This is a genomic window from Rhodococcus sp. P-2, assembly GCF_016598535.1.
GTDB lineage: Bacteria > Actinomycetota > Actinomycetes > Mycobacteriales > Mycobacteriaceae > Rhodococcus_F > Rhodococcus_F baikonurensis.
Genome location: NZ_CP066779.1, coordinates 4,141,562 through 4,154,597, shown reverse-complemented (window position 1 = coordinate 4,154,597; position 13,036 = coordinate 4,141,562). Strand labels below are relative to the sequence as shown.

The 13,036-nt window shown below is 60.2% G+C and carries 13 protein-coding genes and 2 tRNA genes; 6 read left to right on the top strand and 9 right to left on the bottom strand.

Annotation, left to right across the window (positions count from 1 at the left end):
• Positions 1-10: 10 nt before the first annotated feature.
• The 4 genes from I7X09_RS19650 to I7X09_RS19635 all read right to left on the bottom strand — a co-directional run bounded on the left by I7X09_RS19650 (position 11) and on the right by I7X09_RS19635 (position 4,238).
• Positions 11-877, bottom strand: coding sequence for a carbohydrate ABC transporter permease (locus tag I7X09_RS19650; RefSeq protein WP_003941600.1), 867 nt, complete (start codon positions 875-877; stop codon positions 11-13).
• On the bottom strand, positions 877-1,827 hold the full coding sequence (locus I7X09_RS19645; RefSeq protein ID WP_200313327.1) for a carbohydrate ABC transporter permease: 951 nt from the start codon (positions 1,825-1,827) through the stop codon (positions 877-879). Before I7X09_RS19645 ends, I7X09_RS19650 begins: the two co-directional genes overlap by 1 nt.
• Positions 1,824-3,176, bottom strand: a complete 1,353-nt coding sequence (locus tag I7X09_RS19640) for an ABC transporter substrate-binding protein (protein WP_234036636.1) — start codon at positions 3,174-3,176, stop codon at positions 1,824-1,826. Before I7X09_RS19640 ends, I7X09_RS19645 begins: the two co-directional genes overlap by 4 nt.
• A gap of 63 nt (positions 3,177-3,239) precedes the next feature.
• Positions 3,240-4,238, bottom strand: a complete 999-nt coding sequence (locus I7X09_RS19635) for a sugar-binding transcriptional regulator (RefSeq protein WP_095969792.1) — start codon at positions 4,236-4,238, stop codon at positions 3,240-3,242.
• A 139-nt stretch (positions 4,239-4,377) separates the two neighbouring features.
• On the opposite strand from I7X09_RS19635, the gene I7X09_RS19630 reads away from it, so the two are divergent.
• Entirely contained in the window at positions 4,378-5,388 is a 1,011-nt protein-coding gene (locus I7X09_RS19630; RefSeq protein ID WP_200317940.1) for an NAD(P)-dependent alcohol dehydrogenase, read from the top strand.
• A gap of 7 nt (positions 5,389-5,395) precedes the next feature.
• Positions 5,396-6,868, top strand: a complete 1,473-nt coding sequence (locus I7X09_RS19625; protein WP_200313326.1) for a mannitol dehydrogenase family protein — start codon at positions 5,396-5,398, stop codon at positions 6,866-6,868.
• On the opposite strand, the gene I7X09_RS19620 is transcribed toward I7X09_RS19625, so the two are convergent.
• The gene (locus tag I7X09_RS19620) at positions 6,869-7,387 is read right to left on the bottom strand and encodes a DinB family protein (RefSeq protein WP_200313325.1); all 519 of its coding nucleotides are present in this window, start codon (positions 7,385-7,387) and stop codon (positions 6,869-6,871) included.
• 49 nt (positions 7,388-7,436) lie between these two features.
• Here I7X09_RS19620 and I7X09_RS19615 point away from each other — a divergent pair, with 49 nt between their 5' ends.
• Entirely contained in the window at positions 7,437-7,727 is a 291-nt protein-coding gene (locus I7X09_RS19615) for a hypothetical protein (protein WP_200313324.1), read from the top strand.
• Positions 7,728-7,825: 98 nt separating this feature from the next.
• On the opposite strand, the gene I7X09_RS29480 is transcribed toward I7X09_RS19615, so the two are convergent.
• Positions 7,826-8,422, bottom strand: a complete 597-nt coding sequence (locus I7X09_RS29480; protein ID WP_234036635.1) for a hypothetical protein — start codon at positions 8,420-8,422, stop codon at positions 7,826-7,828.
• Positions 8,423-9,360: 938 nt separating this feature from the next.
• Positions 9,361-9,434 (bottom strand) — tRNA-Ile (locus tag I7X09_RS19605).
• Between the two features lie 177 nt (positions 9,435-9,611).
• Between I7X09_RS19605 and I7X09_RS29475 the strand changes: the two genes are divergently transcribed.
• On the top strand, positions 9,612-9,809 hold the full coding sequence (locus I7X09_RS29475) for a hypothetical protein (protein ID WP_003941659.1): 198 nt from the start codon (positions 9,612-9,614) through the stop codon (positions 9,807-9,809).
• A 132-nt stretch (positions 9,810-9,941) separates the two neighbouring features.
• The gene (locus tag I7X09_RS19595; RefSeq protein WP_234036634.1) at positions 9,942-10,565 is read left to right on the top strand and encodes an HAD family hydrolase; all 624 of its coding nucleotides are present in this window, start codon (positions 9,942-9,944) and stop codon (positions 10,563-10,565) included.
• A 56-nt stretch (positions 10,566-10,621) separates the two neighbouring features.
• Here the strand turns inward: I7X09_RS19595 and I7X09_RS19590 are convergent.
• A tRNA-Asn gene (locus tag I7X09_RS19590) sits at positions 10,622-10,694 on the bottom strand.
• A 136-nt stretch (positions 10,695-10,830) separates the two neighbouring features.
• Between I7X09_RS19590 and I7X09_RS19585 the strand changes: the two genes are divergently transcribed.
• Positions 10,831-11,082, top strand: a complete 252-nt coding sequence (locus tag I7X09_RS19585) for a hypothetical protein (protein WP_003941570.1) — start codon at positions 10,831-10,833, stop codon at positions 11,080-11,082.
• A 1-nt stretch (position 11,083) separates the two neighbouring features.
• Here the strand turns inward: I7X09_RS19585 and dnaG are convergent, their stop codons facing one another.
• Entirely contained in the window at positions 11,084-13,003 is a 1,920-nt protein-coding gene (gene dnaG, locus I7X09_RS19580) for a DNA primase (RefSeq protein ID WP_200313322.1), read from the bottom strand.
• Between the last annotated feature and the right edge of the window lie 33 nt (positions 13,004-13,036).

Below are 13,036 nucleotides of genomic sequence, written 5' to 3'. Positions count from 1 at the left end.
GTGAGGAGAATTACTTGATTGCACCGAAGGACAGGCCACGCACCAGTTTGTTCTGGGCGAACCAACCGGCCAGGATGACGGGCAATGCCGCCATGGTCGCTGCCGCGGAGAGCCGAGCCCAGTACAGGCCCTCGCCCGTGATGAACCCGACCAGGAAGACCGGAATCGTCTGCGCTTGAACAGCTGTCAGATTGACAGCGAAGAAGAATTCGTTCCACGAGAAGATCACGCAGATCAGCGCAGTCGCAGCAATTCCGGGCGAGATCAGCGGGAGTATCACCTCGCGAACGGAAGTCCACAAACTCGCGCCGTCCATGCTGGCGGCTTCGAGAAGTTCTCCGGGGACTTCGAGAAAGAACGAACGCATCATCCACACTGCGATCGGCAGATTCATCGATGTGTACAAGATGACCAGCGCCCAGATGTTGTCGAGCAATCCGATGTCGTTGACGATCACGTACAGCGGCACGATTGCGGCGACGACTGGGAGCATCTTGGTGCTGATAAAGAAGAACAGAACATCCTGAGTCTTGGCAACCGGGCGAAGCGACAATGCAAACGCAGCCGGAACGCCGAGTAGCAGAACAAGAATCGTCGACATGGCCGTTGCAAATGCAGAGTTTGCCAGCGTCGTGCCGAGACCGGAGTCGAGGACGGCACGGAATTGTTCGAGGGTGGGAGTGAAGAACAGCTTCGGCGGATCCGTGTAGGCGTCTGCCTCGGTCTTGAACGCGGTCAGGACCATCCAGAAGACCGGGAAGAAGAACCCGAGAGCGGCGATCCACGCCACAACGGACCACGGACTGAACTTGCTGCTCTTCTTTTTCTTGACGACGGGCTTGTCGGCCGTCGCGCTTGTCGTCTCTACGGCAGTCATCACGCCGCCTCCTCGTTGCCGGTAAAGCTCTTGAAGATCAATCGGAGCGCAAGTGTCGACACGATGATGGTCGCGATCACTGTCACGACACCCATCGCCGCAGCTTGACCTACGTCGAAGCCGAGGAACGCGCGCTGGTAGATGTAGAACGGCAGGTTCGAGCTGGCCACGCCGGGCCCACCCGAGGTCATCATGTACACCGCGTCAAAGGTGTTCACGAGGTAGATCGCACCCAGAACTGCACCGAGTTCGATGAAGCGGCGCAGGTGCGGCAACGTCAGTTCGCGGAACATCGCAAACGGCTTGGCTCCGTCCACCCGTGCGGCTTCGAGGATGTCTCGGGGCATGGACTGCAAGCCGGCCAGAATGAGCAGCATCATGAAGGGCGTCCACTGCCAGATCAGATTGATCATGACGGCGGCGAGCGGAAACTTGCTGACCCAGTCGACCTGGCCGACACCGAAAGGCTGGAGGACGAAGTTCACGATACCGAATACCGGGTCGAACATTGTTGTCTTCCAGAGCAATGCGCCAGCGACGGGGGTGATGAGAAATGGCGTGATCAGCAGTGTCCGCACGATCCCGCGACCGAGGAAGGCTCTGTCGAGTAGCAGTGCCAACGCGAGTCCGAGGATCACCGAAACGATGACCGTACCCACGATCATGATGACCGTGTTGACCGCGACTTCCCGAAACTGACTGTCCTTGAAAACCTCGATGTAGTTGTCGAACCCGTTGAAGTGCCGCGATCCCGGCCGGACAAGGTTCCACGACTGCGTCGAGTAGTAGAGGGTGAACAGAAACGGAATCTGGGTGACGACGATCGAAAAGATCAACGCCGGCAACAGGGGACCTCTACGACGCCAACCCTCGGCGCGGGAGATCTTCTTTTCGACACGGACCGGTGGCGCGTCGTCCACCGTGGTGCTGGGTTCGGCAACCGTAGTCATCGGTTCTCCTGATAGGTCTTGCCGACCACCTCGGCATACTGCTGGGATTGTTCGAGTGCTTCTTTCACGCTCTTCTGACCCGCGATGGCAGCACTGATCTGCTGGCTGACGCGAGTGCCCAGGTCCTGAAACTCAGGGATGGTGAGGAACTGGACGCCGGTGTACGGAACCGGTTGCACTGTCGGGTTTTTCGGATTTGCATTGTTGATCGATTCGAGAGTAATCGGACCGAATGCCTGTGCGGCCTCTTGATACTCCGGAATCTCGTAGGTCGAAAGGCGACTTCCCGGAGGAACTCTCGACCAGCCGAGTTCGGTTCCGACCTTCTGAATGTAGTCCTTGTTCGTCATCCAGGAAATGAACTTCCAGGCGTCGTCTTTGTTCTGTGCCGACTCCGGGATTCCGAGCGCCCAGGTGTAGAGCCAACCAGGATCGGACTTCTCGACCTTCGGCGCCTTCGCGTATCCGATGTTGCCGACTACCTTCGACGACGCAGGGTCCTCGAGAACCGACACAGCCGAAGTCGCGTCGTACCACATCGCCGTGTTCCCTTGCGCGAATTGTGTTGCACATTCACCGAATCCGCTTGTGGCAGGACCGGGCTGACCGTGCTCCTTGACAGTATCCACGTAGAACTGGACCGCATCCTCGACCTGCGGACTGGTCAACTGCGCATTCCAGTTCTCGTCGTACCAGCGTCCGCCGAAGGTGTTGATCACGGTGTTCAGCGGTGCGAGTACCTCACCCCAGCCAGGCTTTCCACGCAAGCAGATTCCCGCCATCTTGGCGTCTGGGTTGTCGAATTGCGCTGCCCAACCCGCAACTTCTTGCCACGTCGGGTCCTCGGGAACTGTTATCCCCGCCTGATCGAACAGATCCTTGCGGTACATCAGGAACGACGACTCCCCGTAGAACGGGACCGCGTACATACTGTCCTCGTACGACAGAGAAGTCTTGATCGACGGTATGAAGTCGTCCTCGTCATAACCGGGCGTCTTGTCTGCATACTCGGACAGGTTCGTGAGCCAACCGTTGGCGGCCCACTGAGGTGTCTCGTAGTTGCTGATCATCACGACGTCGAACTCACCGCCGCCGGTTGCCGTCGACGCCGTGATCTTGGCGCGCGCCTGGTTCTCGGAAAGGCTGACGAATTTGAGGTCGATGCCAGGGTTCTCGGCTTCGAAAGCCGGCGCCAGTTTGATGGCGTCCTGCATCTGCGAGTTCGACACCATCGCGATGGTGACTGTTCGTTCGCCGGAACCACCGAGCGCACCAGCGCCCGCACATCCCGACACCAGGAGGCAGAGCGCCGCCGCGGCAGCGCCCCACACTCGTCTTCCTGTTTTCACGGATTACCTTCCTTCACACTTGCGTGTCAGTCGCGCGCTCGGACAGCGAAACTCGTGAGATCGCTAGCCTTCGAGCAGCCACTGGGCGCACTCGACGTCGGTGACGAGTACGTTTGCCAAACCTCCGCGCAATGCGCCCAGAACGGCCTGGCGTTTGTGTGTTCCCCCCGAAATCAGAATCGTCTGATCGCAGGCTTTCACTGCGTCGAGCGATACGGAGACCGTTCGCTCAGGCAGTGGCCCCTCCACTGGATTGCCGTCGATCGTGTAGAAACGGCCGCCGATTTCACCGACAGCGCCTCGACTTTCCAACTCGTCCAGCATGGTCGAGTCGACGAAGCTACCGGCAAACAAGGTCGTGGCAGTCGATACGGCACCGACTCCGAAAACCATGATGTCGGAATCAGTTCCAGCTTTCAGCGCCTTCGAGATGACCGAGTCGTTTCGCATCGACTCCACAGTCGCCGGGTCGGCATACAGCGGAGCATTGAGGCGAATAGGATTGGCCTGCAACTGTTGTGCACATCGGCCGATAGTGAAGTCGACACCGGTTTGGTAGTCGGTCACCGTCATGGAGCCGTCAAGTTGTACCACAGCCGAGCACTTCGCCGCCTTGTCTGGCAAAGATCCTGCAACCGCAACGGTTTCCGGGCCCCAGGTAAACCCGAGAACACTCGATGGCTGCAGACGACGAACCAGAACTTCCGCTGCTCGTCGGCCGAGCGCGTCGAAGTCCGGATCGTCCGAGTCCGAATTCGCTTCGGGCACAATCAACACTTCGGCCAACCCGAAGTGCTTCTCCAGCTTCGATTCCAACTCCGTGTTCACCGAACCTTCGAGCTCGGGCGGTACCAAAATCTCGACCCTGACCAAACCTTGGGTCCGCGCCCTGGCCAACAGTCGCCCAGCCGTAGGCCGCGAGACACCCAACTTCGCTGCGATCTCCGCCTGAGTAGCGCCTTCGAGGTGATACATGGTCGCCGCTCGCAACGCGAGCCGCACATCCTCGGAAGCAGGCAACTTCGACGACTTGAGTCCTGCGGGCTGAGCCGACTGGTTCACGCGGTCTCCTTGTGCATCGGGTTCAAAGTTTCTCGATCGTGAGCAAATGCTCACTAGATGTTCTTATGCTCATTAAGCTAACATCTAGGTTGTGACCCACACAACAGTTTCCGGAGAATCCATCGATCTACCTGCGACAATTCGGGCAAACGTCCTCGTTGAAACCGGAAAGATGCAGATGGTCGAGAGACCACGACCGTCCCCGAAGTCCGGCGAAGTCCTCGTTCGCATCCATGCCGTGGGCGTGTGCGGGTCGGACGCGCACTACTTTCGTGAAGGTCGCATCGGCCCTTACGTGGTCGACGCGCCCCTTGTTCTCGGACATGAGGCATCGGGACGCATCGCCGCAGTCGGCGTCGGCGTCGACCCGGGACGCATCGGGCAGCGCGTGTCCATCGAGCCTCAGAAACCTGATCCGACAAGCCCCGAATCCAAGGCAGGCAGATACAACCTCTGCCCCCATATGGAGTTCTTCGCGACGCCGCCGATCGACGGAGCACTGACCGACTACGTCACAATCGGTGCCGACTTCGCCCATCCCATCGCAGATTCCGTGTCCTACGAGGCAGCTGCGCTGTTCGAGCCACTCTCCGTGGGGATTGCCTCAGCCCAGAAGGCGGGAATCACGGCGGGCTCTCGTGTGTTGATCGCCGGCGCCGGCCCGGTGGGGATCGTGACGACGCAGGTGGTCAAGGCATTCGGCGCGACGGAGGTCATCGTCTCGGACATCGATGCGGCCCGGCGTGATGTGGCACTGAAATTCGGCGCAACAACCGTCGTGGACCCCCGCGAAAGCGACGTACGCTCGCTGGCCGTCGACGCCTTCATCGACGCCTCGGGTGCCACGGCCGCCGTGATCGACGGGATTCACGCAGTTCGGCCCGCTGGGACCGTCGTTCTGGTCGGGATGGGTGCCGACGAGATACCGTTGCCGGTCCCGATCATTCAGAATCGCGAACTGGTGCTGACCGGAGTGTTCCGATACGCCAACACATGGCCGATCGCCGCCGCACTGGTCGCTGCCGGGCGCGTCGACCTGGATTCGATGGTCACAGCGCGCTTTTCACTCGAACAGTCGCAAGAGGCCCTGGTGGCCGATCGCATTCCCGGCAGCATCAAAGCCGTAGTCATCGTCGCCGAAGGAGACTAGAACTTTCATGGAACTCAACACGAAGACCTTGCTCGACTTCGATGCTGCACTCGAAGTGCCGAACTACGACCGGAGCAAAGTCACCACCGGCATAGTGCATTTCGGGGTCGGAGGCTTTCACCGCGCACACCAGGCCATGTACATCGATAGTCTCCTGCGACGCGGTGAGGGCTTCGACTGGGGAATCTGCGGAGTGGGAGTGATGCCGTCGGACAGGCGAATGAAAGACGCACTCCGCGCGCAGGACGGCCTCTACACACTGGCGCTCAAGCATGCGGACGGCACCCTCGAGGGCCGGGTCATCGGATCGATCGTCGAGTACCTGTTCGCTCCAGACGATCCGGAGGCGGTGATCGAGAAGATGGCGGCCGAATCGACGAAGATCGTCTCACTCACCATTACCGAGGGCGGGTACAACATCTCGCACACCACGGGTGAGTTCGACGCGTCGAATCCCGATGTGGTGCACGATCTCGAGCCGGGAGCGCTCCCCCGCACCACCTTCGGTTTGATGTGCGCTGCCCTCGCACTCCGTCGAGACCGCGGCCTGCCACCATTCACGATCATGAGTTGCGACAACATCGAAGGCAACGGATCAGTCGCGAGGACGGCCGTCGGAGCCTTCGCCGCCCTGAAGGATCCCGAACTTGCGGAGTGGATCGACGAGAACGGCGCCTTCCCCAACTCCATGGTCGACCGGATCACACCCGTCACGACAGCCGAGGTGACCGCAGAGATCGCCGAAACGTTTGGCGTGGACGATCAGTGGCCGGTCGCGGCCGAGCCGTTCACCGCATGGTTCCTCGAGGACGAGTTCACCTCAGGCCGGCCGCCTCTGGAGAATGCCGACGTCAATCTCGTGCCGGATGTTCGCCCCTACGAACTGATGAAACTGCGACTTCTCAATGCCAGCCATCAAGGCATCGCGTACTTCGGTTACCTTGCCGGATACCGCCTGGTTCACGAGGCGTGCCAGGACGAACTCTTGTCAGGGTTCCTGCTCGACTACATGAATCTCGAAGCGACGCCGACCCTTGATCCGGTGCCCGGCGTCGATCTCGATCAGTACAAGAAGACCCTCATCGAAAGATTCTCGAACCCCCAGGTCCGCGACACGATTGCACGTCTGTGTGCCGAGTCGTCCGATCGAATTCCCAAGTGGCTGTTGCCCGTCATCCGGACCCAACTCGACACTGGCGGACCGATCAACCTGTCCACCGCCATAGTCGCCAGCTGGGCCCGCTACGCCGAGGGCACAGACGAGAACGGTGACCCCATCACCGTCGTCGATCAACTGTCGGACACTCTGGTGCCGCTCGCCCGGAAGCAGTCGAGCGACCCGTTGGCGTTCATCGGGTACCGCCAAGTGTTCGGCGATCTCGTGGACGATCGCCGATTTGTCGCAAGCTTCCGAAAGACCCTCGACTCGTTGCACTCCGTCGGAGCCAGAAGAACCCTCGAGGAGGTACGCGGGCTCTGACTACGCCGAGACGTCGTGCAAGTGATGGATCGGATCGTGAATGAAGTATGCCGCCAACGATTCGACGGTGAACGCCGATCCGTCACTGCGGAGACCCCGTCGTAGGCGGCTGCCCTCCGGCACGGTTTCGAAGGCGTTCGCGACCTCCGCCGCGGCGTCCGCCAACTCCGATGCGACCGTTGCCGGATCTTGGTCGTTGTACCGCTCGGACTCAGCTGTTGCGTCCTGATCCCAGTTCTCGAATGTCGGATCGTCGAATTGGAGCATCTGTTCCAACCGCACCTTGAAGATCCTGAACACGTCGCGCACGTGGGCGGAATACTCCAGCGCTGACCATGTTTCACTGTCCGGTCGCTCCGTCACATTCTCGCGTTCCAGCACCTCAACCCACGATGTGGCGTTGCCACGCACCAGATCAGGAACATCCGTGAATGCGACGGTGGAGGAATCGAACCCGCACTCGGCGCAGGGGCGTTCGAGGACCCAGGTCCAGTTCTTTGTATCCGGGGTGATCGGCATGGATCGAGAATAGTCCGCCAGGGCAGAGTCGGTCTGCTCTGATTGGCCGATGAAGCGAATCATGCTCGGTATCGCGATTCCACTTGCGCTCACGCTGACTGCGTGTGGCGGGGACGGGGGTGACGCCGAGCCGCGCGAACTCGCCTTTACGTGTGACGACGCGTATGCATTGCTCGAGGCATTCGGAACCGTGGAAGCGACGTTGACACGGCTGCAGAGCCCTGGATGGAACGACGTACCGGCTCTCGCTGATTCAGCCAGCATGTGGGCTATGTACACACCGCGACAGCAGACAGTGGTCGTCAATTCACTTCATGCGGCGGCGCGAGGTACGTGTTGATCCGTGATCGGCTGCCACCGGCTCTCGTGACACGCACCTGGCTCGACGCTCGCCTGGGCGAGCCTGTGTCGTTGTGGACGACGCTCCCACTGACCTCGTCAACCCTCGTGAGAGGGAAGCGGGTCGACGAATTTCCCTTCGGAACGCAGTAAATGTTCGGCCGCCAAGATCAACAGGGAGAAGGATTCGTAGGAGAGTCCCTCGGTTGCACGCAGCAACCTTTCGGGCGCCGAAATCGACCGGTCACCCGCCGAATCCTCGGATCGCTGCGCATAAAGCACGGTCGAGAGTTCTCGTTGATCGACAACCCGACCTGTCCTGTTCGCTTGCTCGAACATGGTATTCAGCCGCTCGACCAGAGCCTCACCCTCAGCTGATCGAATCGTGTTGCTGAACAGCCTGTTTCCGTGATCGTCCATAAAACCAGGCGCGATCGAGTTCTTGATTTTCACAGTACGTTCTCCGTTACTTTGGTCCGTGGGATCAGGGGTCCAACCCGGCACAGTTCGCCGAATCCGTGTTGCGGCGCACAGCGGCGTCACCACCCATCGACAGCACACCGATATCCCCCGGCGCCCGTCGGCGTCCGGTAATGCGGCCTCGAAGTTGCTGTTGACTATCAGCATGTCGTTACACTTTATCAACAAATGTAACTCTTCGACAAGTGTTTTGTTCCGATTGCCCGGTTTTTGCATCCGATCGAGGTAACTACTGAGCGCTCGCGGACTGTGGATTCCACGATTGACGGAGCACGGAAAAACGACAATCGAGCCCGAGTCACCACCGAAGTACACAAGGATGGAATCGGAACATAGAAATATTTCCCGTCACCCTGATCAAACAACTGAACGAGACCGAGCACAAAGTCCTCGACGTTGAAAGCCCTCGTCCGACAACGCTTTTCAGACAAGGAAATGGGCCCCGCACTTGCGGGGCCCATTTCCGTTTCTATTCCTCGCATTGAGTGGGTACCGACGGTCTGCTCCCGGTCAACGCGTCGATGAAACGTAGCGTGTATTGCTCGGCAGTCGAACGGATTTCGATCGTTCACGTTGAACGCAGTCTCGGACTGAAGTCGGCTGTCCATGATGGGGCCGGTGATCACACCTGTGGCGTCGGACAACCGAGCTGTAGCTACACCTACGATCCCGAGTCGCATCCAACCCCGAGTCGGAACTTGCAGTCGCCAGTTCTAACGCGGCCATTCGGGCCCGATGCCGCCTGTTGGGGGCAGCCGAGCCGCGGGGGGACGGCTCGACTGCCTTGTACCTACACCGGTAGGCACATCGAAAGCGTGACACTTCGGCACGTTGAGCACATACGCCGAAATACCTGAATAGGTACCTGCTTTCCTTCATCGTCCGACATGTCGCTGCCTCGGTCTCACCTAATGGCACTGATCCTCCGACGCTGTCAGGGGTTGCGCATCCGGTTCCGAGACCTTCACCTTGCCTGGGATCGACGAAGGTGCGACATTTCCTTGGGTAACTACCAAGGATCACTCAATCGCACCGTAGGCGCGTGCCTCGCGATTCAAGCCCGACAACCAGTGGGCAACTGCCCTTGCGTTTGCATTCTGGTCTTCGACAAGTGTCATTGAAGTCGGAGCAACAGGGCTCACGGCGCCCGAACGTGGGGCGGGCGGGGCTCGAACCCGCGACCAATGGATTATGAGTCCACGGCTCTAACCGACTGAGCTACCGCCCCATCCGGATGCGATGCATCGCGGCGAATCCGAATGTTACCGGCACATCCGACGCGGATCACAATCGGGCAGGCGGTGACGCGTTGCACTCTTTCGAGTCGAGTCTTCCAAGGTTGGTCGGCACAGGCGCGATGAGCCGATACCGTGGGAGTGCACACCCCACGGAACAGGATCACCACATGAAGCTTGCACTGACCGAATTCAAGAACTCGAAGGCCACGATCCGGATCATCATGTCCGACGGCGCGAAGCTGAACGGCACCGTCACCGATTTCACCGAAGACACTCTCGTTCTCAATTCTCCGAACGGTGTCTACTACATCAACCCCAGCCACATCATCCGACTATTCGAGCCTTCGGATCGCGCAGCGAAGTAAGCGCACCGGCCGAACAGTTCGACGGTTTCGCCGAAAGCCCGACGCAAGCACTTTCGTCGGGCTTTCGGCGTATTGGTCGCCGGCATCTTCGAGTCGCGTTCACCGGCACTGATGACGCCTACCCTCTACGACATGGCGAACGGCAGCGGACGACCCGAACTCGTTCTGTTCGACTTGGGTGGTGTGCTGTGTCGATTCGAGCCCGATCGTCGCGCCGCAGAACTGGCAACGGCTATCGGCGTCACTGAAGACGAAGTCCGTGCACTCGTGTTCGCGTCCGGGTTCGACCAGGAATGCGATCTCGGCCTTCACTCCGAAACTGCGATCCTGGAACGTTTTCGACGGCTCGGGTTTTCTGGTGACCGCGACGACCTACGCCGAGCCTGGGCGACAGCCTTCGTCCCGGACCGCGCAGTCATCGCTCTCGCAATCGCGCTTCGAAGCGAGGGCGTCGTGGTCGCCACGCTCTCCGACAATGGACCTGTCCTGTTGGCCGCCATCGAAAGTGTTGTAACTCCATCGGCAATCGACAAGCATGTTTTCTCCTGCATGCTCGGAGCTACCAAACCCGCCCCTGCGGCCTTCGTGGCTGCGCTGGAGTTTCTCGATGCGCGTCCACAGCAGACCTTCTTCGTCGACGACAACCCGGTGAACGTCCTCAGCGCTCGACGGCTGGGAATTCTCGCAGAACAAGCAAACAACGCGGCAGACGTCGAATCGGCACTTCGATCGGTGGACCTGCTGCGAGCGCACTAGGTCAGACGAATACAAGAAAGCCCCTCACCTGATTTCTCAGGTGAGGGGCTTTGCTGCTCCCCCGGCTGGACTCGAACCAGCAACCGTCCGATTAACAGTCGGAAGCTCTGCCAATTGAGCTACAGGGGATTGTCTTGCTCGCTTCGCCCGTTCCGGCGTTGCCTGAGAAACTGTAGCGAATCCTCCACCGAAGTACCAAATCGCCTGCCCAGCGAGTCATCAGGCAGGATGGAGTCAGGACGATCGGTGCTGGAGGGAAGCAGGAATGATGCGTTTGTTGATCGGTGTTGCAGCTGGGTACGTCCTGGGAACCAAAGCGGGCCGCGCACGATACGAGCAGATCAGCCGGGCCGCGAAGGCGGTGGCCACTAGTCCGGCCACCAAGAAGGTGTTGGACGCGTCACGGCAGAAGCTGGCCGACTCACTTAGTACTCAGCCCAAGCTCGAGCCGATGAAGCCGATCAACGAGGAGACCACGATTCTGGTCCCTCACGACCAGTTGAAGAAAAACCGCTAGGTCAGACGCTTTGGTCGCCGACAGCCTGCTCACGCAGCTGTCGGCGATACTGCTCCAGGGCCACGAGGTCGCCGAACAGTGAGTTGTACTCCTCGGGGGCCGCGGCAGGTGAGACGCGCTGAAGCTTGGATTTGAGGTCGGCAACCTGCTCGCCCACCCACGCTTCCTGCAGTCGTGCGAGCACTCCGTTGATGTAGCGCGGAACCGTGTCTTCGTCGCACGGCATCGGTTCGACGGCCAACTCCGACACAACCGAGGCCACCGTCATGTCTTCGACGCCCTTGGTGACGACTTCGATCCACTCGGCGCCGCCGAACCCCTTGCTCGTTCCACCGGCGTCAGCCATTGCCTGTCTGATGACAACGTAAGCGGGGTGGGTGAATGTCTCGGGCGGCAACGAGTCGAAGACACTGCCGGCGATGCCAGGGTGCTGCAATGCGGCCTTGAGGACAGCTCGCTGCGTCGAGAGCGCCGGATCGTTGGGCCGGGGCCTGGAGATTCCGATCGGCAGCGCAAGCGCATCGGCAGCAGGTGGGTCGACAACCTGACGACGCTTGGGCGCCGGTGAAGATCCGCGCGTCGAAGCCCTTTTGCGAGCTTCGTCACGCACGCGTCGTCGAACCGACGGAAGATCGTCCCAACCGACCCATCCGCACAACAGATTTGCGTAGCTGTCGCGCAGAGTTGATTCCTTGATCTGCGCGACGACGGGGACGGTACGACGCAGTGCCTCGACGCGACCTTCAGCGGTCTCCAGATCATGCTCGGTGAGGATGGACTTCACCACGAACTCGAACATCGGAGTGCGCCGCGCCACGAGGTCGCGAACGGCGGCGTCACCGGACTTCAGACGCAGATCGCACGGGTCCATCCCGTCGGGCGCGACAGCGACGAACGTCTGCCCGGCCATCTTCTGATCACCCTCGAACGCTTTCATCGCAGCGGCCTGCCCCGCGGCATCACCGTCGAAGGTGTAGATGATTTCACCGCGAAAGTAGCTGTCGTCCATCAGGAGTCGGCGGAGCATCGCGAGGTGCTCCTCACCGAAGGCGGTTCCGCACGAAGCGACGGCGGTCTTGACGCCGGCCAAGTGCATCGCCATGACGTCGGTGTAACCCTCGACGACTACCGCCTGGTGCCCCTTGGCGATGTCGCGTTTGGCGAGGTCCAAGCCGAACAAGACCTGAGACTTCTTGTAGAGAATCGTTTCCGGCGTGTTGACGTACTTACCCGGCATGGTGTCGTCGTCGAAAAGCTTGCGGGCACCGAAGCCGATGACGTCACCGGCGACGCTGCGGATCGGCCACAGAAGTCGGCGATGGAACCGGTCGATCGGACCTCGTCGGCCTTCTTTGGACAGCCCGGCTGCTTCGAGTTCCTTGAACTCGAAGCCCTTGGACATCAAGTGTTTTGTGAGAGTGTCCCAACCTTCGGGCGCGTATCCACACCCGAACTGCAGTGCAGCGGCGCCGTCGAAGTTTCTCTCGGTGAGGTAGTCGCGCGCCGCCTGGGCATCGGGTTCGCGCAGACGAGCGGCGTAGAACTCCTGAGCCGCCGCGTTTGCTGCGATCAAGCGTGCACGGGTGCCTCGATCGCGTTGAACGGACGGCCCACCGCCCTCGTACGAAATCGTGTAGCTGAGTCGATCGGCCAACTGCTCGACAGCCTCGACGAAGCTGATGTGGTCCATCTTCTGCAGGAACGAGTACACGTCCCCACCCTCACCGCAGCCGAAGCAGTGGTAGAGGCCGTGGTTGGGTCGCACGTGGAACGACGGCGACTTCTCGTCGTGAAAGGGACACAGACCTTTGATCGAATCGCCACCGGCACGCTTGAGTGAAACGTATTCACCGACGATGTCCTCGATGCGAGTGCGTTCGCGAATGGCCGCGATGTCTCTGTCAGAAATTCGGCCCGCCACGTACATCAGTCTAGGCGGTCCCCCGACACCTCC

Excerpts from the sequence above, each read along its gene's own strand:
- I7X09_RS19650 (WP_003941600.1), bottom strand. The coding sequence starts at position 877 with ATGACTGCCGTAGAGACGACAAGCGCGACGGCCGACAAGCCCGTCGTC.
- I7X09_RS19645 (WP_200313327.1), bottom strand. The coding sequence starts at position 1,827 with ATGACTACGGTTGCCGAACCCAGCACCACGGTGGACGACGCGCCACCG.
- I7X09_RS19625 (WP_200313326.1), top strand. The coding sequence starts at position 5,396 with ATGGAACTCAACACGAAGACCTTGCTCGACTTCGATGCTGCACTCGAA.
- I7X09_RS19620 (WP_200313325.1), bottom strand. The coding sequence starts at position 7,387 with ATGCCGATCACCCCGGATACAAAGAACTGGACCTGGGTCCTCGAACGC.
- I7X09_RS19615 (WP_200313324.1), top strand. The coding sequence starts at position 7,437 with ATGAAGCGAATCATGCTCGGTATCGCGATTCCACTTGCGCTCACGCTG.
- I7X09_RS29480 (WP_234036635.1), bottom strand. The coding sequence starts at position 8,422 with ATGCAAAAACCGGGCAATCGGAACAAAACACTTGTCGAAGAGTTACAT.
- I7X09_RS29475 (WP_003941659.1), top strand. The coding sequence starts at position 9,612 with ATGAAGCTTGCACTGACCGAATTCAAGAACTCGAAGGCCACGATCCGG.
- I7X09_RS19595 (WP_234036634.1), top strand. The coding sequence starts at position 9,942 with ATGGCGAACGGCAGCGGACGACCCGAACTCGTTCTGTTCGACTTGGGT.
- I7X09_RS19585 (WP_003941570.1), top strand. The coding sequence starts at position 10,831 with ATGATGCGTTTGTTGATCGGTGTTGCAGCTGGGTACGTCCTGGGAACC.